Below are 21,501 nucleotides of genomic sequence, written 5' to 3'. Positions count from 1 at the left end.
GCCGGCGGCCGCGGGCGCACGGCCGGGGCGGTGCGCCCGCGGCGGGTGGTCAGGAGGAGGTGCGGGGGCAGGCCGGGCGGGTTGATCTCGGAGCGGGTGACGGCCTCCGCGGAGAGCCCCCAGCGCTTGAGGACCTGGGCGTAGGTGCCGTTGTCGATGACCGTGTTGAGCGCGTCGGCGAGCGGCCCGACGAGCCCGTTGCCCTTCTTGGTGGTGGCCGCGATCAGGCCCTGGAGGTCGGCGCCGGCGCCCGAGGAGGTGCCGACCACCTCGGTCTTCCCGGTGGTCGCCGCATGGTAGGCGGCGGTCGGGTTGGGGCCGAGGTAGAGGTCGATGCGGCCGGACTCCAGCGCGAGGTAGGTGTCGGTCTGGTCCTGGTAGTACTTGATGTCCACCGGGTCCAGTCCGGCTTTCTCCGCCTCCTTGCTCCACTCCACCAGCAGCTTCTCCTGGTTGGTCCCGGAGTCCACGGCGACCGTCCTGCCCGCCACGTCCTTCGGACCGTTGATCTTCCAGCCGCTGCCCTTCCGCGCCTCGAAGGCGAGGTCGTCCTTGCGGTAGGTGGCGAAGTCGTACTTGTCCTTGCGCTCCTCGGTGACGGTGATGTTGCTGACCCCGACGTCGTACTTGCCGCTGTCCAGCCCGATGAAGACGTTCTCCCAGGAGACGGTGTTCTGGTGCACCTTCAGCCCCAGGACGTCGGCGAGCAGGTAGGCGATGTCCACCTCCACGCCGATGTGGGTCTTGTTGTCCGTGGCGTACAGGCCCAGGGGTGGTTCGCTGCCGGTGGAGTTGGCGACCTCCAGGGTGCCGCGGTCGCGGATTCTCTTCGGCAGCGCCGCGGCGATCTCGTCGACCTTGGCGGTGCGGATCCGGTTCTGCTCGGGGCTGGTGTTGATCCGCGTCCCGGTGCCGTCGGCCGCCCCGGCGTTCCCGGTGCGGGCCGTCTCCTCCTCCGAGGGGTTGCCGCAGGCGGTCAGCAGGAAGGCCGCGGCGAGGATCGGGGCCGCCCAGGCGTGACGGCGGGTGCGGGCGGTACGGGGGGCGGTGCGGAGGGCGGGCACGGGGACTCCTTGCCGGATGGGGGTACGGGTCGCGGGTGGCGGCGGACGGCTGCCGCCGGGTGGGTGCGGACGGCTGCCGGGCGGTGCCGGCCGGCTGGTGGCGGCGGGTGCGCGGCGGGCCGCCGGAGGGCGGTGGTGTCACGGGAGGCGGGCCGGGTGGGGCCGGGGGTGTCACAGGACCTTGGAGAGGAAGGCGCGGGTGCGTTCGTGCCGGGGGTTGTCCAGCACGGCCGACGGCGGGCCCTGCTCCACCACCACGCCGCCGTCCATGAAGACCACGGTGTCGGCGACCTCGCGGGCGAAGCCGATCTCGTGGGTGACGACGATCATGGTGGTGCCGCTGCGGGCCAGGTCCTTGATGACGTCGAGGACCTCGCCGACCAGTTCCGGGTCGAGCGCGGAGGTCGGCTCGTCGAAGAGCAGCACCTTGGGTTCCAGGGCGAGCGCGCGGGCGATGGCCACCCGCTGCTGCTGGCCGCCGGAGAGCTGGCGGGGGTAGGCGCCGGCCTTGTCGGACAGGCCCACCCGCTCCAGCAGCCGGCCGGCGGTCGCCACCGCTTCCTTGCGGGGGCGGCGCAGGGCGGCCACCGGGGCCTCGATCAGGTTCTCCAGCACGGTCAGGTGCGGGAAGAGGTTGAAGTCCTGGAAGACGAACCCGATGTGGGTGCGCTGCCGCAGGATCTCGCGCTCCTTGAGTTCGTACAGCTTGTCCCGGTGCCGCCGGTAGCCGATCAGCTCGCCGTCGATGCTGATCCAGCCGCGGTTCACCTTCTCCAGGTGGTTGATGGTGCGCAGCAGGGTGGACTTTCCGGAGCCGGACGGGCCGAGGACGACCGCGACCTCGCCGGTGCGGACCGTCAGGTCCACGCCGCGCAGGACCTCCAGCGCGCCGTAGCTCTTGTGGACGCCGCGCAGGTCCACCATCACGTCGTTCATGGGTTCTCCCCGGGGATCGGGCGGGCTGGGCCGGCCGGCCGCGCGCGCCGGGTGGCGGTGGCGCGGCCGGGGCGCTGCGGGCGGAGTTCGGGAAAGCCCTCGTCGAGGGTGGCGGGGGCCGGCGGGCCGGCGCGCAGGGTGCGCGCCAGGCGGCGGAGCCGCTGGAGGGGCGTGGGGGGCGGGTTGCGGTCGGCGCCGCGGGCGAAGCGCCGCTCGACGTAGTACTGGGCGATGGACAGCACCGTGGTCAGCAGCACGTACCAGGCGGTGGCGACCAGCAGCAGCGGGATCACCCGGCCGTTGCGTCCGTAGATCACCTGGACCTGGTAAAACAGCTCGCCGATCGCCATCACGTACACCACCGAGGTGCCCTTGAGCAGCCCGATGATCTCGTTCCCGGCGGTGGGCAGGATCGCCCGCATGGCCTGGGGCAGGACGATGCGCCGCAGCTGGCGCCGGCGGGGGATCCCCAGGGCCGCGGCGGCCTCCAGCTGGCCGTGGTGGACGGAGAGGACGCCGCCGCGGACGATCTCCGCGGCGTAGGCGGCCTGGTGCAGCGTCAGCCCGATGAGGGCGGCGCCCATGGTGCCGATGAGGCTGTTGGTGCTCACCGACCACAGGACCGGTCCGAACGGGACACCGACGCCGAGTTCCCGGTACAGGGCGCCGAGGTTGAACCAGAAGACCAGCTGCACGATCATCGGGATGGAGCGGAAGATCCAGATGTAGGTCCAGGCCACGGTCCGCAGCACCGGGCTGCGGGAGAGCCGCATGAAGGCGAGCACGGTCCCCAGGGCGAAGCCCAGGACGGTGGCGTAGGCGGTGAGCTGGAGGGTCACCCCCACCGCCTCGACGATGGTGTCGGAGAGGAAGTAGGCGCGGAAGACGTGCCACTCCCAGACCGGGTTGGTGACCAGTCCGTGGATGATCTGGGCGGTGAGCACCAGGGCGGCCGCGGCGGCGGCCCAGCGGGCGTAGTGGCGCACCGGCACCACCCGCAGGGCGGTCGGTGCGCCCGTGCCCTCGGCGGGTGGTGCGGCCGCCGGGTCCCGGCCGGCGGGGCCGGTGGCCTTCCGGTCCCGGTCTTCCGGGTGCCCGTCCGCCGCGTCCGGCCCGGCGGGGTCTCCGGGCGCCGGGTCCGGCTCCGCGGTGTTCCCGGCTGCCGCGCCCGGCTCCGCGGTGCTAGCGGCTGCCGCGCCCGGCCCGGCGGGGTGTTCCGATGCCGAGTCCGGCCCGGCGGGGTGTCCGGGCGTCCGGTCGCCGGCTCCGGCGGCGGGCGGGCGGGCGCCGGGCGGCCCGGGGTCGGTGGTCAGTCCCATCGTGGGCTCCTGCTCAGCTCTGCTCGGGCGGGTTGATCCGCGACTCGGGGATGGCGGAGGCGGTGGTGCCCCACTTCCGGAGGATCCGGTCGTACGTCCCGTCCTTGATCAGGTGGTTGACGGCGGCGCGGAAGGCGGGGGTGAGCGGGGAACCCTTGGCGAAGGCGAAGCCCACGTCGAGGCGGTGGTACTCGCCCAGGAAGGTGGTGCGGGCGGCGGGCTGGGCCGCCTGGTGGCGCAGCCCGTTGATGGTGGACATCACCACGTCCACACGGCCCTGCTGCAGCGAGGTGGTGACCGCCCCGGTGTCGGAGAACACCTTCACCTCGTAGGGCTTCTTGCCGGCCTCGGCGCACACCTTCCGCTGTTTGAGCAGGGTGGTCTCGAAGGTGGTCCCGGCCCCGGTGCCGATGGTCAGTCCGCACAGCTGGGTGAGGTCGGTGACCTTCTTGCCCAGCGAGGTGTTGCCCTCGCGCACCGCGAAGCCCTGGCCGTCGTCGATGTAGGTGACGAAGTCGATGGTCTTCAGCCGTTCGGCGGTGACGCCGAAGTTGCCGGTGCCCACGTCGTACTTGCCGCTGCCCAGGGCGGGCAGGATCGACTCGAAGGAGGCGTCCTGGCGCCGCACCTGGAGGCCGAGGACCTTCGCCACCGCGTCGGTGATGTCGATGTCCTGGCCGACCGGCTCCCGCCCGGAGCCGCCGGGGTAGAAGGCGGCGGGCGGGGTTCCGGTGGAGGTGCCCACGCGCAGCGAGCCCTTGGCGCGGACGTCGGCGGGGAGCAGCGCGGCGATGGAGTCCACCTTCCGCACCTCGGCCGCCGGGTCGCCGGTGGGCACCGGGGAGGCGCCCTCCGCGGTGGCGCCGGTGGCGCCGGACCCGCAGGCGGTCAGCCCGGACAGCACCAGCAGGGCGGCGGCGGCCGCGGCCGGGCGCGGCAGCCGGCGGCGGGCCGCGCGGGGGGGCGGCTCGCGGGCGGTCGGGGGCGGGTGCCGGGAAGCTTCACGGGTGCGGGGGCCTTTCGGGGACGCGGGCCGGCGGCGGGGCCGGCGGGGGGTTGTGGTGCGCGGGGCCGCGGCGGGCAGGGGGTGCGGGGGCCGCGGCGGGACGGAGGTGTTTCTCGAAGGGCAGCGGGCCGATCGTCTCGGGGTCGGCCGCGGTGTCGAACAGGGGCGTGTAGCCGGTGGCCAGGTACAGTCCGCGCGCCTCCGGCTGACGGGGGCCGGTGGTGAGGTACACGCGCCGGTAGCCGCGGGCGGCGGCCTCCCGTTCGAGTTCGGCCACCACCCGGCGGGCGAGGCCGCGCCGCCGGTGGCCGGAGTGGGTCCAGATCCGCTTGAGTTCGGCGGTGACCGCGTCGTACCGGCGGAACGCGCCGCCGGCGACCGGGGCGCCGTCCTCCAGCAGCAACAGCAGCGCTCCGCCGCGTGCGGGGGTGAACTCCTCGTCCGGGTAGCGGGCCAGCTCCTGGTGGGCCTGGCTGCCGTAGCGGGTGGTGTACTCGTGGCCGAGTTCCCGCAGCAGCGGCTCCACCAGCGGGTCGGTGACCGCGGCGGCCACCACCTGGAGGTCCGCCGGTCCGGGCGGCTGGGCGAGGGTGGTCATCAGCGCACCGCCGCCAGGGTCCGGCCGCCGTCCGCGGCCCGTGCCGCGTCGCGCTTGGCGACCTCCTCGCGGACGATGGGGATGACGTACCGGCCGAAGTCGATGGCGTCGTCGACCAGGTCGTAGCCGCGGGCGGAGAGGATCTCGATGCCGAGGTCGTAATAGTCCAGCAGCGCCTGGGCGACCGTCTCGGGCGTGCCGACCAGGGCGTTGGAGTTGCCGGCGCCCCGGGTGGCGGCGGCGGTCGCGGTCCACAGCGCGCGGTCGTAGCGTTCGCCGGCCTCGGCGATGGCGACCAGGCGCTGGGACCCGGTGTTCTCCGGGGCGGGCCGGTCGTGGTGGCGGGGGCTGGGGTGTTCCCCGCGTCCCTGGCGGGCGCGGATGGCCCCCAGGGTGCGGTGCGCCTTCTCCCAGGCCAGTTCCTCGGTCGGCGCGATGATGGGACGGAAGGCGACCTGGAACCGCGGCACCTCGGTACGGCCGGCGGCCGCGGCGGCGGCCCTGACCGCCTCGATCTGCTCGGCGGTGCGGTCCAGCGGCTCGCCCCACAGGCAGTAGATGTCCGCCTCGGCGCCGCCGGCCCGGTACGCCGCCGGGGAGGAGCCGCCGAAGGAGACGCCGGGCCGGGGCTGCTGGTGGGGGAAGACGTCGCTGACGAAGTCGTGGAAGCGGTAGTACTCGCCCTCGTGGTCGAAGGGTTCGCGGGTGGTCCAGATCTTCTTGACGACGCGGATGTACTCCTCGGTGCGGGCGTAGCGCTCGTCCTTGCCGAGGGTGTCGCCCTCCCGCCCCTGCTCGTGGTCGTTGCCGCCGGTGATGAAGTGGACGGTCAGGCGGCCCTCGCTGATCTGGTCGAGGGTGGCGAAGGTCTTGGCCGCGAAGGTGGGGTAGGAGACGTTGGGCCGGTGGGCGAGGAGCAGTTGCAGCTTCTCCAGCTTCGTGGCGATGTACGCGGCGGCCGGCGCCGGGTCGGGGGAGCCGGAGCCGTAGGCGAACAGCACCCGGTCCCAGCCGTGGTCCTCGTGGGCCCGGGCCAGCTTGAGCGTGTACTCCTTGTCGAAGGCGAGGCCGGAGCGGACGGTGGTCTCGGAGCCGTCGTTGGTGGCGGCGATGCCGAGGAACTCCACAGGCATGGGACAACCTTTCGGTGCGGGAGGAACGGCGCGTGAGCGCGGGTGACGACGCGTCCGGGCGGTCCGGCGACCCACTGCCGACCTGCTGACGACCGTCAGGCGAGGGCGGCGGGGCGCCGGGGCGCGCGGGAGTGCGGGTGGAGGCAGGAGCGGAACGCGCGGGAGTGCGGGTGGAGCTGGGAACGGGACGCGCGGGAGTGCGGGTGGAACCGGGAACGGGACGCGCGATGCTTCGGATGACGGCGGGGCCGGAACGGGCGGGCGCGGGAAGGCGTCCCGCCGACGGGCGCGGGCGTGATGACACCTAGGCGGTGGTACCGGGAACTGCGGCAGCGTGGGTCCGGGGAGCTCGGGCGGCGGGCCGCGCCCGGGACCGGACGGACCGGGCGGTGGGCGGCGCTACGCGCGGAGCTCGGCCCGCAACGGGGGGACCGAGGGAGGGAAGGGCCGGTCAGACAGCCCGCTGCCGAGTCAGGCGCAACAGGCGGCGGACCACACCCGACCGAAGTCGATGTGGTCGCGGGTGACCAAACGCTGCTGGGCATTCATGGAGGTAATTGAGCGGCCCGGCACGTTGTCCCGTCAACCACCGTCCGTATCGCGGGACGTATCGGTCCACATGCCGGGAGGCGGAGCCGTGCGCCGCCCACCGCCTTGACAGCCTCCGGCCGCCCGCACATACGATCGCGGCGGACGTGTCTCCGGTTCCGCACCGGGGCCTTCCGGTCGCGTTGAGGGACGCGACGTGCGTGATGAGACCGCGCCGGCCGCCACACCGCCGGCTCGCAGCCGCGTGTGCCGCCGGCTGCCTCCGCCGCCCGCGCCCCTCCCCGAAAGAGCCCGTGATGGCCACACCTTTCGATGCCGCCGTCCCTGTCCCGCCCCCCCCGCCGCACCGCGCTCCCCGCCCTGAAGACGGCCCACCGTCACGCAGCGGCACGTCCGGAACCGCCGTCCGCGCCGGGCCCCGCGCGGGAGGGCGGACCGCCCGCCCCGGGCGACGCGCTGCCGGTCGTACCGCGCCGGCACCCCGGCCGCTGGACCGCCGCGGTGATCGCCCTGGTGCTCTTCGCGCTGGTGGTCAACTCGGTGGTGCGCAACGACGCGTTCCAGTGGGACGTGGTCGGCGACTGGTTCACCACCCGGGCGGTGCTGGACGGACTGCTGCTCACCCTCTGGCTGACCGGCGCGGTGATGGTGCTCGGTTTCCTGCTGGGCACCGGGCTGGCGGTGATGCGGCTGTCCGCCAACCCGGTGCTGCGCTCGCTGAGCTGGGGCTACGTCTGGATCTTCCGCTCCACCCCGCTGCTGGTGCAGCTGCTGTTCTGGTTCAACATCGGGGCGCTGTACCCGACGCTCGGCGTCGGTCTGCCGTTCGGCGGCCCGGACCTGTTCAGCGTGAGCACCGTGAACCTCCTGGGTCCCACCCTCACCGCGGTCATCGGGATGACGCTGCACGAGGCGGCCTACGCGGCCGAGGTGGTGCGCGGCGGCATCCTGTCGGTGGAGCCGGGGCAGACCGAGGCCGCCCAGGCACTGGGTCTGAGCCGATGGCGCACCCTGCGCCGGGTGGTCGTCCCGCAGGCGATGCGCTCCATCGTGCCCACCGCCGGGAACATGCTGATCGGCACCCTGAAGGGCACCAGCATCGTCAGCGTGCTGGCGGTGCACGACCTGCTGTACTCGGTGCAGCTGGTTTACAACCAGACCTACCAGGTGATCCCGCTGCTGATGGTCGCCACCCTGTGGTACATCGCGGTCACCACGGTGCTGAGTATCGGTCAGTTCTACGTCGAGCGGTACTACGCGCGCGGCAGTGCCCGCGCGCTCCCGCCGACCCCGCTGCAACGGCTGCGCCGGCGCCTGGCGACCGTGGGGGGCACGCCGCGCCGCTCCCCCGCCGCCGAGGTCCGCCCGGTCCCCGGTGGTGACCGGTGACCGCCGCCGTGGAGCGCCGGGCGCCGGAGCCGGCCGGTCCGGCCGTCGCGCCCGCCGGGGACGGCCCGGCCGGCGGTGCCCCGCCGGCGGTGCTGGCCGTGGTGGGGGCCGGTCCGCGCGCCACCGGGCTGCTGGAGCGCATCGCCGCCAACGCCCCCGGACTGTGGCCCGCGGAACGGCGGCTGCACATCCATCTGATCGACCCGCACCCGCCCGGCCCCGGCCGGGTGTGGCGGCGGGACCAGTCGCCGCTGCTGCGGATGAACTCCATGGCCGAGGACGTCACCATGTTCACCGACGAGGCGTCCACCGTGCGGGGGCCGGTCCGGCCGGGGCCGTCCCTGGCCGAGTGGGCCGCCCAGTTCTCCGGGGACGGCCCGCGGTACGCCCCGTACGCGGAGCCGTCCGACCCGGAGGTCCTCGCCGAGCTGCGCGCGCTGGCCCCCACCGACTTCCCCACCCGGCGGGTGCAGAGCGCCTATCTGGAGTGGGTGTTCCGCAGGGCGCTGAGCGAACTGCCGCCCTCGGTCACCGTGGAGTGGCACCGCACCACCGCGACCGCGGTCACCGGCCCCCCGGACGGACCGCAGCGGGTGCGTCTGGCCGACCGGTCCGACCCGCTCACCGCGGACCTGGTCGTCCTGGCGCAAGGCCACCTGGGCGCCGAACCGAGCGGCCGGCACGCCCGGCTGGCGGCGTTCGCCCGCCGGCACCGCCGCTTCCACCTGCCCCCGGAGTTCTCCTCCGACGCGGACCTGTCCGGCCTGCGGCCCGGCGAGGACGTGATCCTGCGCGGGTTCGGGCTCGCCTTCGTCGATCTGATGGTGCTCCTCACCGAGGGGCGCGGCGGCCGCTACCGGACCGCGCCCGACGGCACCCTGCGCTATCTGCCGTCCGGACGGGAGCCGTTCCTCCACGTCGGCTCGCGGCGCGGGGTGCCGTACCACGCCAAGACCCGGTACCGGCTCCGCGGGCCGCGCCCGCCGTTCCCCCGCCACTTCGGCCCGGACGCCGTGGCGGCGCTGCTCGCCCGGGACCGGCCGCTGGACCTGCGGACCGATCTGTGGCCGCTGATGGCCAAGGAGATCGGCTTCGGCCACTACCACGAGCTGTTCCACGGGCACCCGGAACGCACCGCGCTCGGCTGGCCGGATTTCCTCGCCGCCTTCGACCGGCTGCCCTGGTACTCGGCGGAGATGGCCGCGCTGGTCGCCTCGGCGGTGCCCGACCCCGCCGACCGGCTGGACCTGGAGGCGCTGGACCGCCCGCTGGACGGGCTGTCCTTCCCCACCCCCGAGTCCTTCCAGGACCACCTGCGCGACCACATCGCCCGGGACGTCGCCCGCCGCGAGGACCCGGCGTACAGCGCCGACCTGGGCGCCTTCCTCGCCCTGCTCTCGGTCTACGGGCAGCTGCCGCCGCTGGTGGCCTCCGGGCGGCTGACCGCCCGCTCGGTCGCGGACGGCATCGACGGCTGGTGGCACGGCTTCTTCAGCTTCCTCGCCTCCGGTCCGCCCGGCTTCCGGCTGCGCCAGCTGCTCGCCCTGTCCGAGGCCGGTGTCGTCCGGTTCCTCGGCGGGGACCTGAGGGTGGGCACCGACGAGGAGACCGGCACCTTCACCGCGACCAGCCCCACCGTCCCCGGGCACACCGTCACGGCGACCGCGCTGATCGAGGCGTATCTGCCCGCGCCCTCCCTGGAGCGCACCGAGGATCCGCTGCTGCGCGCGCTGCACCGCGGCGGGGAGCTGACCGAGGAGGTGCTCTCGGACGCCACCCACACCCACCGCTCGGGGCTGCTCAGCGTCGATCCCGGCGACGCCCGGGTGCTGGACCCCGGCGCCGGCGGTCCGCACCCGCGGCGCATCGCGCTGGGCGCGCCCACCAACAGCCGTGCCGTGGCGGCCTTCGCCCGGCCGCGCACCGACTCCCCCGGCTTCCGGCAGAACGACGCGGTGGCCCGGCTGCTGCTCCGGGCGCTGGCCGCGGGCGAGTTCGGTGCGGCGTCACCGGCCGGGCGGCCGGGGGCCGGGGTGCCGCGGCCGGCCGGTCCGGCCTGACCCGGGCCGCGGCTGCCGGTTCCGGGACCCGGGCCGGGGCTTCCGGTCCGGGCCTCCGGGCCGGGATATCCGGTCCGGGCGCGGCGCACCCGGGCCCGTGGCGCGGTCCCGCCCGGTCGCGGCCCGGTCGCGTGTCCACCCGCGGACCGTCACGCGCCGCCCGCGGGCCGGTGGCGCCCCCCGCCCGTGGCGGTCACGCATCCCTGTCGCGGGTCCGGTCGCGCATCCCTGTCGCGCGTCCCTGTCGCGCGTCCCGGTCGCGGGTCCCGCCGGGGCCGGACGCCTCTACCTGAACTCCCCGGGAAAATCCACACACCCGGCGCACATCCTTCACGCCTTCTCGCCGGTCTTACCCACAGGCCACGTGCGTGGCCATGAGCAGTGCATGGGAGTATCCATTTGAGAACCAGCGTGAAGAGCATCCGTTTCGCGTCCGCGGTCGCCGTGACCGCGGGGGCCGTCATGGCTGCCGGGGCGGTCACCGTCCCCGCGCAAGCCGCGCCGGCCCAGTCTTCCGTGGCCGGGGCGGCCACGGCGAAGACGGCGGTGGCGGTTCCCTCGATCACCGCCAAGGGCGGGTTCGTGATGAACAACGGCACCGGCAAGACGCTTTACACCAAGGCGGCCGACACCCGCCGGTCCACCGGCTCCACCACCAAGATCATGACGGCCCGGGTCGTGCTGGCCCAGCCGAACCTCAACCTCGACGCCAAGGTCACGGTCCAGAAGGCGTACAGCGACTACATCGTCGCCAACAACTACGCCTCCTCGGCCCGGCTGATCGTCGGCGACAAGGTGACGGTGCGTCAGCTGCTGTACGGGCTGATGCTGCCGTCCGGCTGTGACGCGGCGTACGCGCTGGCCGACAAGTTCGGCACCGGTTCCACCCGGGCGGCGCGGGTGAAGTCGTTCATCGGCAAGATGAACGCCACGGCCAAGAGCCTGGGCCTGAAGAACACGCACTTCGACTCGTTCGACGGCATCGGGCGCGGCAACAACTACTCGACGCCGCGTGACCTGACGAAGCTCGCCAGCAGCGCGATGAAGTACTCCACGTTCCGGACGATCGTGAAGACGAAGTCCACCAAGCAGAAGGTGACCACCAAGAACGGTGGTTACCGCTACATGGAGTGGAAGAACACCAACCCGCTGCTGGGCAGCTACTCGGGAGCCACCGGGGTCAAGACCGGTTCCGGCCCGGAGTCGAAGTACTGCCTGGTCTTCTCCGCCACCCGTAACGGCAAGACCGTCATCGGCACGGTGCTGACCTCGACCTCGGCGACCAGCCGGGCGTCGGACGCCAAGAAGCTGCTGGACTACGGCTTCAAGAAGTAGTCCCGCCGCTCAGCCCCAGGGGGCCCGTCCGCGACCGTCCCGGCCGCGGGCGGGCCCCCGTCGCGTGCGCCCCCGGCAGGTACCCCCTCGCTCCGCGGCGGGTGGCCGGCGGCCCGTGGGCGGCGGAGTGCTGGTCCGGCGGCCGCGTGTGCCGGCGGACCGCGGATTCACCCGTTCCGCCCGCCGGCCCGGTGGGTCGGGCCGGCGATCCGGCCGTCGCGAAACGGGGCGGCGGCCGTGTCGTGACGTTCGACACGATCATCGCCGTTCCGCTGGTGGGGCGGGCCGGTGACCTGATCGAGTACGGGGGTCAGCCACGCCGTGCCTCGCCGAGCCGGAGGTCATCTTGTCCTTCTTCGCGACGGCGGACGAGGTCGCCCCGCGCCTCGCGTCCGCCGGCTACCTCACCTCGCCCGCGGTGGCCACCACCGTCTTCCTCGCCGACCGGCTGGGCAAGCCGCTCCTGGTGGAGGGGCCGGCCGGGGTCGGCAAGACCGAGCTGGCGAAGGCGGTCGCCGAGGTGGCCGGGGCCCGGCTGGTGCGCCTGCAGTGCTACGAGGGCATCGACGAGGCCCGCGCGCTGTACGAGTGGAACCACGCCAAGCAGCTGCTGCGGATCAGCGCCGGGCGGGACGAGGGCTGGGACCGGGCCCGGACCGACATCTTCGGCGAGGAGTTCCTGCTGCCCCGGCCGCTGCTCGCCGCCATCCGGCACGACGGCCCCGCCGTACTGCTCATCGACGAGATCGACAAGGCGGACGCCGAGGTGGAGGCGCTGCTGCTGGAGGTGCTGAGCGACTTCCAGGTCACCGTGCCGGAGCTGGGCACGATCACCGCGACCCGCCGGCCGTTCGTGGTCCTCACCTCCAACGCCGACCGCGAGCTGTCCGAGGCGCTCCGCCGCCGCTGCCTGTTCCTGCACATCGACTTCCCCGACGAGGAGCTGGAGCGGCGGATCGTCACCGCCCGGGTGCCCGGGCTGGACGCCGCGCTGGCCCGGTCGGTGGTGCGGGTGGTGGGCGCGCTGCGGGCGATGGACCTGCGGAAGGCGCCGTCGGTGGCGGAGACCGTGGACTGGGCCCGTACGCTGCTCGCGCTGGGCGCCGGCTCGCTCGACGGGACGGTGGTGCGGGAGAGCCTGGGTGTGATCCTCAAGCACCGGCAGGACATCGAGAAGGCCGCCGCGGAGCTCGATCTGGACGCGGTGTGAGCGCGGCACCGGACCTCGGCGACCGCCTCACCGGGCTGGTCCGGGCGCTCCGCGCGCAGGGCGTCGGGGTGGGCACCAGCGAGACGGTGGACGCGGCGCGGACGGTGGCGGTGCTGGGGCTGGCCGACCGGGAGCGGCTGCGGGCGGGGCTGGCCGCCACGCTCCTCCACCGCCAGGGGCAGCGGGCGGTGTTCGACCCGGTCTTCGACCTGTACTTCCCGCTCGGGGTGGGATCACGGGCGGCGCCGCCGCGCGGCCGGGCCCCCGGCGGGCGGGAGGGCACCGAGGAGCTGCGGGACCGGCTGGCGGCGGCCCTGGCCACCGATGACCGGGCCGCGCTCTCCCCGGCTGGCGGCCGAGGCGGTGGAGACGCTGGGCGGGTACGGCGCCTTCGCCGGGCCGGACGGCGGGCCGGCGCGGAACGGCGCGGGGGCGGGCGGCGGTTCCGGCCGGGACGGCGGGCCCGTGCGCGGCGGGCCCGGGCGGGGCGGGTCCGGGGCCGGCGGCGGATCGGGGGCCGGCGGGGCCGGGCAGGGCGGTTGGTCCGCGCACCAGACCCTGGACCGGCTGCGTCCCCAGACGCTGCTGGCGCGGGTGCTCGCGGAGGTCCGGGAGCGGGAGGCCGCGGCCCCCGGGGCGTTCACCGAGCGGCTGGAGCGGGACGAGATCCGGCGCCGGATCGAGGGGTTCCGCGAGGAGGTGCGGACCGAGGCGCGGCGCCGGGTGGCCGAGGTACGCGGCGCGGAGGAGATCGCGCGGCGGGCACTGCCGCCCACCACCGACCGGGTGGACTTCCTCCACGCCGACCGCGCGCGACTCGCCGAGCTGCGCCGGTCGGTCCAGCCGCTCGGCCGCAAACTGGGCGCCCGGCTGGCGGCCCGGCGCCGACGGGCCGCCAGGGGCCGGATCGACCTGCGGCGGACCCTGCGCGCCTCGCTGTCCACCGGCGGCGTCCCGGTGCGGCCGGTGCTGCGCCACGGCCGGCCCGGGCGGCCCGAACTGGTGCTGCTGTGCGACGTGTCGGGGTCGGTGGCCGGTTTCGCGGGCTTCACCATGCTGCTGGCCCGGGCGCTGCACGACCAGTTCAGCAGGGTCCGGGTGTTCGCCTTCGTCAACCGGGCCGACGAGGTGACCGGCCTGGTCCGGCGCGGTGCCGCCGACCCGGCGGAGCTGGCCGCCCGGATCGCCGCGGAGGCGTCGGTGTCCCGGTGGCACGGGAGCAGCGACTACGGGGCCGCGCTGGGCGACTTCGCGGCCCGGTACGGGGACACCCTGGGCCCCCGCACCGCGCTGTTCGTCCTCGGCGACGCGCGGACCAACGGGGCCGATCCCAACCTCGGGGCCCTGCGGGACATCGCCGGCCGGGTCCGCCGGGTCCACTGGCTGAACCCGGAGCGGCGGGCGGCGTGGCCGACCGGCGACTCGGTGGCGCTGGACTACGCGCGGATCGTGGAGATGCACGAGTGCCGCAACGCACGGCAGCTCGGCGACCTGGTGGCCCGGCTGCTGCCGGTCTGACCCCGCGGGCCGTCCGGCGTCCGCCCGCGGCGCCGTCCGGTGCCGCGGGCCGCTGCCGGACGGCGGTGGGCCGGTGGGCGGACCGCCGCCCGGTGCGTCCCGGCTCGTGGTGGGGGCCGGGCGGGGTGTGCGGCACGGTGACCGGCCCCCGGTCCCGCGGTCACCGCAGCGGCACCAGGTCGGCCCCGACCGGGAGCCCCTCGATGTGCGGGTTGCTCACCACCGCCAGTTCGTACGGGTGCCGGGTGCCCGGCTGCCACTGGCCGCCGGCCAGACGCACGGTGGCCACGTTCGGCACCGGTCCGCCGGTCCAGTCCAGCGGTCCGGCGACGGTCTCCAGCCGGGTGCGCCCGACCGCCTCGGCCACCGCCGCCGGGTCGGTGGGGTCGGCGGCCGTCCGCAGCGCGTGCACGGCGACCTCGAACAGCGCGTGGGCCAGTCCGAGCGGCTGCAGCCACTGGCGGCCGGTGCGCCGCTCGTAGGCCTCGGCCAGTTCGGCGGCCGTCCGGCCGTCGAGCGAGGAGCGGTAGGGGTGGTCCGGGGTCCAGTACACCAGCGTGGCGACGTCCGCGTGCGACGGCCGCCCGCCGTCCGGGGTGACCGTGGGCGGGTAGGCGAGCCATCGCGAACAGGTGATCAGACGGGGGGTGGCGCCGCGCTCGGCCGCCTGGGCCCGGTACAGGCCCAGGTCCCGGGCGGTGGCGGCGCTGGTGACGATGTCGGCGCCGGCCTCGCTGAACGTCTCCACGTGGCCGGTGAGATCGGCCGCCGGTTCGGTGTACGCCGCGGCGGGCTCCACCAGCCGGTGGCCGAGGCGGTGCGCGACGGCGGCGAATCCCCGTTCCCGGTCGCGCGACCAGCCGCCCTGCGGGCCGTCGTTCCACAGGCAGCCCACCGTCCGCCCGGGACCGGCCAGCCGCTCCCACAGATCGGCGAAGGTCGCGGCGATGTCGTCGAGGCCCCAGCAGAAGTGGTAGGTGAAGCGGAACGGCGAGGTGTCCGCGGCCCCGCGCCCGTAGTAGTAGACCTGCCACGGGAAGGTGCTGGACACGCACGGCACGCCCGCCTCCTCACAGGCGTCGGCGACCGCCGGCAGCACCTGGGTGCCCGCCAGCGTCACCACGATCCGCGCGTCCTCGTCCCGTACCAGCTCCCGCGCCGCCTGCCGGCCGCCCTCGGCCGTGGACCGGCTGTCCCTGATCATGTGCTCGTACGTTCCTCCGGGTCCGGCGGGCACCCCGGACCGAGGACGCGGCCGGATCGGGGCACCGCCGGACACGCGCCGGGTACCCACGGATGCGGCGGCCCGACCGGGTGCCGGGCGGGTGCGGCTGCCGTACCGCCGGACGACGGGCGGGACGGATACGCGACGGCGGACCGCCCCCAGGGACGGGCGGCCACCGGGGCGGGGCGGGTACGGGCATCGAAGCCGGGCGGGGGCCAGGCCGCGGCCCGGGGCGGAGACGCGGCCGCACGGGCTGCAGGACGGTGCCGGCCGCGGGGCCGATCCCGGGGTCGGCCCTTTGGGCCGGCGGGTGGGCCGGGCCCTGCCGCACGCCGTTCCGTGGACGGACCGGACGCGGCGACGGGCGGGCGGTGGGCGGGCGCGACGGCCGTGGTGGGCACGCGGCGGTGGACACCCCCGGTCGGGCGGCCACCGGGGTGGGGGCCGCACGGACGGAGAATCCAGCGGAAGCCGGGCTGGGCAGGCCGGGGCCGCGCGAGCTGCAGGACGGTGCCGGCCGCAGGGGTCGGGCCCAGGGCGGCCGACGGGTGAGCCGGGTCCTGCCGCGAACCGGTCGGACGGAACCGGATTCGGCGGCGAGCGGGCGGTGGGCAGGGCAGGCCGGAGGGTGCAGGCGGCGGACGGACCGGCCGGGCGCAGTCGGCGGGAGCGGGCGCGGCGATGGGCGGACCGGCTGGGCGCGAGGCGGGCGGCGGCGGCCCGGGCGGAGGCGAGCGGGGCGACAGGGCGGACCCGGCGAGCCCAGGCGGACGCGGGCGGGCGACGGGCGAATCGGGCGGGAGCGGGCGGCGGACGGACCCGGCGAGCGCAGGCGGGCGGGAGCGGGGCGACGGGCGAATCGGGCGGGCGGGAGCGGGCGGCGGACGGACGACCCGTAGCCGGACCCGCTCCGGGCCGCCGGTGGAGGGCCCGGCCGGACCCGGTTCCGCGGCCGGGGACCCCGCCGAGGCCCGGCAGGGCGGCGGGGCGCGCCGGCCGGACCCGGCGCCGGCGGTCAGGTCCAGGCCCGTGCCGCCCGCGTCCGCCAGTACGTGTCGGCCGGTTCCGCCAGCCCGGCCAGCTCGGCCAGGTGGTCGTCGGTCAGCCGCACGGCGGTGGCCGCGGCGTTGGAGGCGAGCTGCGCGGGGGTGGCGGCGCCGGAGAGCACCACGTCGGCCCACGGCTGGTGGCAGGCCGCGGCGAGCGCGACCACGTCCGTCCCGGTGCCCAGCTCGGCGGCGATCCGGCGCAGCGCGGCGGGCGCCTCCTCCCCCGTCAGCCGGCCGTTGGCCACGCCTTCCTTCACCACGACCAGCCAGCCGGCCTCCCGGGCCTCGGCCAGGGCGGGGGCCACCGACGGCTCCAGCGGGTTCCAGGTGGCCTGGACCGAGCTGAACAGCGGGACGCCGTCCACCGTGATCTCCAGCGCCGCGCGGACGGCGTCGGCCTGCCGCGGGCCGCTGGTGGAGATCCCGGCCCGGACGCCTTCGGCGGCCAGGCCGGCCAGGGCGTGGTGCAGCGCGGGGTCGGTGAGGGCCGGGCTGTCCGGGGTGAGCGAGTGGACCCGGTACAGGTCGAGCCGGTCGCCGAGGAGCGCCCGGGTCTCCTCGCGCTGGCGGCGGAAGGCGGCGAGGGAGTGGTCCTTGACCTCGTGCACCGGCGCGGTCAGGGACCAGTCGCCGATGTAGGTGTAGCCCCATTTCCCGGCGACGAACAGTTCGTCGGGGGCCGGGTTCCGCTCCGCGATCCACTCGGCGAGGAACTCTTCCGCGCGGCCGTAGGAGCGGGCCACGTCGATGTGCCGGACGCCGAGGCGGCGGGCGAGGTCGAGCAGGTCGTGGCAGCGCCTGCGCAGACCGTCCACCGAGCGGTCGGGGAGGTCGGCGGCGCGGCCGCCGGTGAGGTAGGCGGGCCTGCCGACGGCGGCGAGGCCGAGGCCGAGTGCGGTCATGGGGCGGCCGGTCCCTTCGGGTCGGGGGGTGGTGGCGGGGGCCGGGGCGGTGTGCCCGCGCGCCGGGGACGGCGCGCGCCCGCCCCGCCCGGCCATGGTGCGGCGTCCCGCGCGGACTCCGGTGGCGCCGGGCCGGACGCCCGGCGGTGACGACCCGCCGGGCCGGTACGGAACGGGGACCGGCCCGGCGCGGTGGGCGGTCCGGCGGGCCCCCGCGGATGGGAGCGCGTGGCCCGCCGGCGGCGGTCAGTGCAGGGTGATGTACCCGGGGGCGGGCAGCCGGGTGGCCGTGGCCGGCTCATGGACGTCGGCCAGGGCGACGTAGAGCAGGGCCGCGGCAAGGGCGCCGGGGTCGGGGACGCCGATGGCGTGGTCGCCGACGTAGCTGGCCCGGCCGCGCCGGGGCCGCAGCGAGGCGGTGGCCAGCGCACCGCGGACGGCCGCCTGGGCCGCTTCGGTGAGCGGCGCCTCGGTGTCCGCCGCGGCGGCCAGTGCCTCGGCGGCCGGGACGAGGGCGTCGATCAGGGTGCAGTCGCCGACGACCGCCCCGCCGACCCGCTGCACGGCCGCCAGGCCCTCGGCGGTGGCGGTGGCCAGGGCGGCGCGGTCCGGTGCCCCGTCCCCGGACGGGACGGCGGACGCCAGGTGCTGGAAGAGCAGGCCGAACAGCGGGCCGCTGGTGCCGCCGACGTCGTCGAGGAAGGCTCCGGCGAGGGCGGTCATGCCGTCCGCGCCGGTGGTGTCGGCCAGTTCCACGGCGCGCCGCACACCGCCCGCCAGGTTGTCGCCGAAGTCGCCGTCGCCCACCAGCTGGTCGAGCCGGGTGAGGTTGTCGCGCACCTGGGTGACGATGCGCGCGTAGGCGTCGAGGACCGCACGGCCGCCGGCCTCACCGGGGGCGGCGGTGGCCGCTTCCGGCGTGGCACCGGGGCGGGACGGTGCCGCCGGGGCGTGAGGGGCGTGGTCGTCGGTGAGGATGCGCCGGGGCAGGTCCAGCGGGGTCCGGGTGGGGGCGGCCCACAGCTCGGTCCAGCCCGGCTCCAGTCGGGTGACGGTGAGGGAGAACCCGGCCATGTCCAGCGCGGCGGTGTAGGTGCCGACGGCCATCACCCGGGGCCGTATGCCCCGCGCGAGCAACTGGGTGTGGAGCAGGTCGGCGATGGCGTGGAGTTCCAGGCCGGTCGTCGCGCCCAGGCCGTTGACGACGACCAGCACCTCGTCGGGGCCGGCGGGGAGGGCGTCGAAGAGGTCGTCGGTCATCCGGCGGACGAGGTCGTCCACCGGGGGGTGGGCGATGGTCCGGGTGCCGCGCTCGCCGTGGATGCCCACGCCGTAGTCGAGGGTGCCGGCGCCGAGGGTGAAGGCCGGGCTGCCGGTGGTGGGCGAGGTCTGGGCGCGGGCGGCGACCGCGACGCTGCGGGACGCGGCCACGACCCGGGCGCCAAGGTCGGCCAGCTCCTGCAGCGACGCGCCCCGGTCGGCGGCGGCACCGAGCAGCTTCTCGACCACCGTCGTGGCGGCGGTGCCCCGGCGGCCGGTGGCGCTGTCGGCGGCGTCGGTGGCCAGGTCGTCGTCGACCAGGACCGTCGCCACCGGGATGCCGTCGTGCCGCAGCCGTTCCGCGGCGATCTGGAAGTTGATCACATCGCCGGTGTAGTTCTTCACGATGTGCAGGACGCCGCCGCTGCCGGCCGCGGCCACGCTCGCCTCGTAGATCTGCCGGTTGTGCGGGGAGGCGAAGATCGCGCCGGGGCAGACGGCGTCCAGGCCGCCGAGGCCCAGCAGTCCGGTGTGCAGGGGCTCGTGGCCGGAGCCGCCGCCGGAGACCAGGCCGACCGTGCGGTCCGGGTGCGGTGCGCGGGCCCGCAGGTAGAGCGGGGAGCTGTTGACCTCGATCAGGCCGGGGTGGGCCAGGGCCAGCCCCCGGGCCGCGGTGAGGACCGGGTCGGTCTCCGGCAGGAAGTAGCTCATCGTCGAGCCTCCGTCTGGTGCGGGTGTACGGGCATGCGAGTGCGGCGGTGGTCGCGACCGGGGCGCGCGGTCGACCGTACCGACCCGGCCGTGCGCCGCGGGCCGCGCGCGGGTACGGCGTGAGGGTGTGCGGATACGCCGTACCGAGGGGCGCGCGCCCGGAACCCGTGGGCCGGCGGATCGGTGCTCACACCATGACCGCCCCGCACCTCGGAAGATCGGTACGGCACGGTTCCGGTACCCGGCGGTTCCGGTCGGGGTCCCGGTGTGCGATGCTGCCACCTGCGTCAATCCGGATGAAAATCCGAAAAGCGCAGCTCAGATTCACCGGTCGGCAGCTTCATCTTTGCGAGGTCTTTACCGTGGCGGATGCTCGGCGCGAGGACCTCGGCCGGATGCTGCGCGCCTGGCGCATGGCGAGGGACCCGCGGCTGGTGCCGGACCCGGTGCCGCTGCGCGGGCACCGGACGTATCTGACCCAGCTCGACATGGCGCTGCTGCTGGGCGTGTCCGAGCGGTGGTACCGGGCGCTGGAGAAGGGCGAGGACCGCCGGTACGGGGCGGAGATGATCGCGGGCATCGTCCGGATACTGGGCCTGTCCCCCAGGCAGGCCGCCGCCCTCCACCACGGCACCGGCCACCGCCCCCCGGAACCGGTCTCCGCCACCCGGCCGGGCCCGGCGCTGCTGGACCTGATGCACCAGCAGCGGTGTCTGAGCTTCATCACCGACCGGGCGTGGGACGTACTGGCGGCCAACGCGGTCGCGGCCCGCCACTGCCCGTGGCTGGTGCGCGCCGGAGCCAACGTGATGACCTGGGTGTTCTCCCCGGACGCCCGGTACCAGCTGCGCGACTGGGAACGCAGCTGGGCCGGGCCGCTGCTGGAGCACCTCCGGCTGGCCTGGCAGCGGCGCCCGGGCGACCGGCGGCTGGACGAGGTGGTGCGGGAGGTACGCGCCATGCCCGGCGTCGCGGAGCTGTGGGAGGCGCCCGGCCGGCCCGGGGGCGTGACCGGCGGCGCCCCGGTGCCGATGTACTTCCCGCTGGTCGCCCCCGCCCCGGTACAGGTACGGGTCACCGTCTGCGCCCCCTACGCGGACCGGTCGCTGCGCTGGGTCATGATCGCGGCGCTGGACCCGGCGGTTTCGTTCCCGTGACCTGGCGGGCGGCGGCGCCCGTCCCACGGCAGTCCCTGCCCCGGCCTCCCGCGGTGGGTCCCCGCCCGGCCTGCGGTGGGTCCTCGCCCGGCCGTCCCCTGGGGTGCCCTCCGTCGAGCGTGCCCGCCGCGCGCCCCGGCGCACCTTTCCGCGCCCCTCCTCCCGACGGGGCGTGCGCCGGGGCGGACGCGCCGGTCGGGGCGCACTCACGCCAGGCGTGCGCCGGTCACGGGCAGGTGCTTCCGTGCGCGGGGCGCCACCCGCACCCTGCGCGGCTCGTTGACGGACCGGTGTACGGGCCACCGTGACCGCTGGCCGATGACCGCCCGCCACCGGCCGGGGCGGCCGGGACCTGACAGGCAGCCGGAACGGGCCCGTACCCCGGCAGGAAGCCGTCCCCCTCGGCACGCCGTGTCCGGTGCCCCCGGCACCGTGTCAGGGATCCTCGCCGGCCGTCCCCGGCGGGCCGGCGCGGGCCGGACCCTCGACACCCAGCGCGGCGGTGACGAACCGCACCCGCTCCTCGACCGGGGCCCGGGGCAGCTCGACCAGCTCGTAGCCGTACTCGGTGTACACCGTCACCATGTGCGCGTAGGTCCGCTCCGCCTCCCGCGGGGACTGCCTCCGTTCGGCGTCCCGGACGTAGATCTCCGGCCAGGGCGGTGCGATGAACACCCGTCGGTGGTAGCGGAAGGCGCGGGCGGCGGTGTCCAGGTGCCCGGGCACCGGGTGACCCGAGAGCCTGAGGTAGCCGATGACGTCCGGCACGCCGCGGTCGAAGAAGACCGGGCCCGCGTGGTGCGCCGCGAGGCGGTGCGAGCGCAGCTCCCAGCCGAGCATCAGTTCGGCGAAGAGCGCCGGGTCGGTCCAGGGCAGCGCACGCCCGCCGATCGCCGTCTGGTCCTGGATGACTCCGCGCCCCGCTTCGTGGGAGCGGTGGAACCCGGCCTCCGCCAGCCGGTCGATCAGGGTGCTCTTCCCCGATCCCGGGCCGCCCGTCACCACGATGAACCGGTACGTCGCCGCCGCCGTCCCGGCCGGTCCCCCGTCGCGTCCGTCCCCGGGCCGGACCCCGTTCGG

At 75.8% G+C, this 21,501-nt stretch carries 14 protein-coding genes and 4 pseudogenes; 7 read left to right on the top strand and 11 right to left on the bottom strand.

The window, feature by feature from the left end:
- Positions 1-65: 65 nt before the first annotated feature.
- From IHE55_RS29175 to IHE55_RS29150, 6 genes and pseudogenes are all read right to left on the bottom strand, one after another.
- A pseudogene (locus IHE55_RS29175) lies at positions 66-1,064 on the bottom strand (ABC transporter substrate-binding protein); the annotation flags it as partial.
- 171 nt (positions 1,065-1,235) lie between these two features.
- The gene (locus tag IHE55_RS29170; RefSeq protein ID WP_269671615.1) at positions 1,236-2,000 is read right to left on the bottom strand and encodes an amino acid ABC transporter ATP-binding protein; all 765 of its coding nucleotides are present in this window, start codon (positions 1,998-2,000) and stop codon (positions 1,236-1,238) included.
- A 185-nt stretch (positions 2,001-2,185) separates the two neighbouring features.
- A pseudogene (locus tag IHE55_RS29165) lies at positions 2,186-3,001 on the bottom strand (amino acid ABC transporter permease); the annotation flags it as partial.
- Positions 3,002-3,332: 331 nt separating this feature from the next.
- Positions 3,333-4,223, bottom strand: a complete 891-nt coding sequence (locus tag IHE55_RS29160; RefSeq protein WP_307826931.1) for an ABC transporter substrate-binding protein — start codon at positions 4,221-4,223, stop codon at positions 3,333-3,335.
- 97 nt (positions 4,224-4,320) lie between these two features.
- Positions 4,321-4,923: a GNAT family N-acetyltransferase gene (locus tag IHE55_RS29155; RefSeq protein ID WP_197992417.1), complete on the bottom strand. Its 603-nt coding sequence runs from the start codon at positions 4,921-4,923 to the stop codon at positions 4,321-4,323.
- The gene (locus IHE55_RS29150; protein ID WP_197992416.1) at positions 4,923-6,056 is read right to left on the bottom strand and encodes an LLM class flavin-dependent oxidoreductase; all 1,134 of its coding nucleotides are present in this window, start codon (positions 6,054-6,056) and stop codon (positions 4,923-4,925) included. Before IHE55_RS29150 ends, IHE55_RS29155 begins: the two co-directional genes overlap by 1 nt.
- Before the next feature lie 861 nt (positions 6,057-6,917).
- Between IHE55_RS29150 and IHE55_RS29145 the strand changes: the two genes are divergently transcribed.
- The 6 genes and pseudogenes from IHE55_RS29145 to IHE55_RS29125 all read left to right on the top strand — a co-directional run bounded on the left by IHE55_RS29145 (position 6,918) and on the right by IHE55_RS29125 (position 14,117).
- Complete coding sequence (locus IHE55_RS29145) at positions 6,918-7,994, top strand: amino acid ABC transporter permease (protein WP_197992415.1); 1,077 nt, start codon at positions 6,918-6,920, stop codon at positions 7,992-7,994.
- Positions 7,995-8,083: 89 nt separating this feature from the next.
- Entirely contained in the window at positions 8,084-10,054 is a 1,971-nt protein-coding gene (locus tag IHE55_RS29140; RefSeq protein ID WP_307826957.1) for an FAD/NAD(P)-binding protein, read from the top strand.
- A 462-nt stretch (positions 10,055-10,516) separates the two neighbouring features.
- Positions 10,517-11,389, top strand: coding sequence for a D-alanyl-D-alanine carboxypeptidase family protein (locus IHE55_RS29135; RefSeq protein ID WP_372442804.1), 873 nt, complete (start codon positions 10,517-10,519; stop codon positions 11,387-11,389).
- A gap of 346 nt (positions 11,390-11,735) precedes the next feature.
- Positions 11,736-12,599, top strand: coding sequence for an AAA family ATPase (locus IHE55_RS29130; RefSeq protein ID WP_197992413.1), 864 nt, complete (start codon positions 11,736-11,738; stop codon positions 12,597-12,599).
- Positions 12,596-12,760, top strand: a pseudogene (locus IHE55_RS33545) (hypothetical protein); the annotation flags it as partial. The gene IHE55_RS29130 and the pseudogene IHE55_RS33545, both read left to right, overlap by 4 nt.
- 163 nt (positions 12,761-12,923) lie before the next feature.
- Positions 12,924-14,117 carry a VWA domain-containing protein gene (locus IHE55_RS29125; protein WP_197992412.1) on the top strand — a complete coding sequence of 398 codons (1,194 nt, stop codon included), beginning with the start codon at positions 12,924-12,926 and terminating at the stop codon, positions 14,115-14,117.
- Positions 14,118-14,277: 160 nt separating this feature from the next.
- Here the strand turns inward: IHE55_RS29125 and IHE55_RS29120 are convergent, their stop codons facing one another.
- The 4 genes and pseudogenes from IHE55_RS29120 to IHE55_RS33340 form a co-directional block, all read right to left on the bottom strand.
- On the bottom strand, positions 14,278-15,396 hold the full coding sequence (locus IHE55_RS29120; protein ID WP_372442796.1) for an ABC transporter substrate-binding protein: 1,119 nt from the start codon (positions 15,394-15,396) through the stop codon (positions 14,278-14,280).
- A gap of 961 nt (positions 15,397-16,357) precedes the next feature.
- A complete protein-coding gene (locus tag IHE55_RS29115) occupies positions 16,358-17,293 on the bottom strand; it encodes an aldo/keto reductase (RefSeq protein WP_197992410.1) in 936 nt (311 codons plus the stop codon).
- Positions 17,294-17,539: 246 nt separating this feature from the next.
- Positions 17,540-18,100: a DAK2 domain-containing protein gene (locus tag IHE55_RS33345; protein ID WP_372442803.1), complete on the bottom strand. Its 561-nt coding sequence runs from the start codon at positions 18,098-18,100 to the stop codon at positions 17,540-17,542.
- Positions 18,101-18,292: 192 nt separating this feature from the next.
- Positions 18,293-19,264: pseudogene (locus IHE55_RS33340) on the bottom strand (dihydroxyacetone kinase subunit DhaK); the annotation flags it as partial.
- A gap of 362 nt (positions 19,265-19,626) precedes the next feature.
- Here IHE55_RS33340 and IHE55_RS29105 point away from each other — a divergent pair.
- The gene (locus IHE55_RS29105; RefSeq protein ID WP_197992408.1) at positions 19,627-20,421 is read left to right on the top strand and encodes a helix-turn-helix domain-containing protein; all 795 of its coding nucleotides are present in this window, start codon (positions 19,627-19,629) and stop codon (positions 20,419-20,421) included.
- Between the two features lie 435 nt (positions 20,422-20,856).
- Here IHE55_RS29105 and IHE55_RS29100 read toward each other — a convergent pair whose 3' ends face one another.
- Complete coding sequence (locus IHE55_RS29100; RefSeq protein ID WP_197992407.1) at positions 20,857-21,426, bottom strand: AAA family ATPase; 570 nt, start codon at positions 21,424-21,426, stop codon at positions 20,857-20,859.
- Positions 21,427-21,501: the final 75 nt, after the last annotated feature.

Origin of the sequence: Streptomyces pactum (assembly GCF_016031615.1) — a bacterium.
Classification (GTDB): Bacteria; Actinomycetota; Actinomycetes; order Streptomycetales; family Streptomycetaceae; genus Streptomyces; species Streptomyces pactus.
This window is presented reverse-complemented; position numbering and strand designations above follow the sequence as displayed.

Excerpts from the sequence above, each read along its gene's own strand:
- IHE55_RS29170 (WP_269671615.1), bottom strand. The coding sequence starts at position 2,000 with ATGAACGACGTGATGGTGGACCTGCGCGGCGTCCACAAGAGCTACGGC.
- IHE55_RS29155 (WP_197992417.1), bottom strand. The coding sequence starts at position 4,923 with ATGACCACCCTCGCCCAGCCGCCCGGACCGGCGGACCTCCAGGTGGTG.
- IHE55_RS29150 (WP_197992416.1), bottom strand. The coding sequence starts at position 6,056 with ATGCCTGTGGAGTTCCTCGGCATCGCCGCCACCAACGACGGCTCCGAG.
- IHE55_RS29145 (WP_197992415.1), top strand. The coding sequence starts at position 6,918 with ATGCCGCCGTCCCTGTCCCGCCCCCCCCGCCGCACCGCGCTCCCCGCC.
- IHE55_RS29135 (WP_372442804.1), top strand. The coding sequence starts at position 10,517 with ATGGCTGCCGGGGCGGTCACCGTCCCCGCGCAAGCCGCGCCGGCCCAG.
- IHE55_RS29125 (WP_197992412.1), top strand. The coding sequence starts at position 12,924 with ATGACCGGGCCGCGCTCTCCCCGGCTGGCGGCCGAGGCGGTGGAGACG.
- IHE55_RS29115 (WP_197992410.1), bottom strand. The coding sequence starts at position 17,293 with ATGACCGCACTCGGCCTCGGCCTCGCCGCCGTCGGCAGGCCCGCCTAC.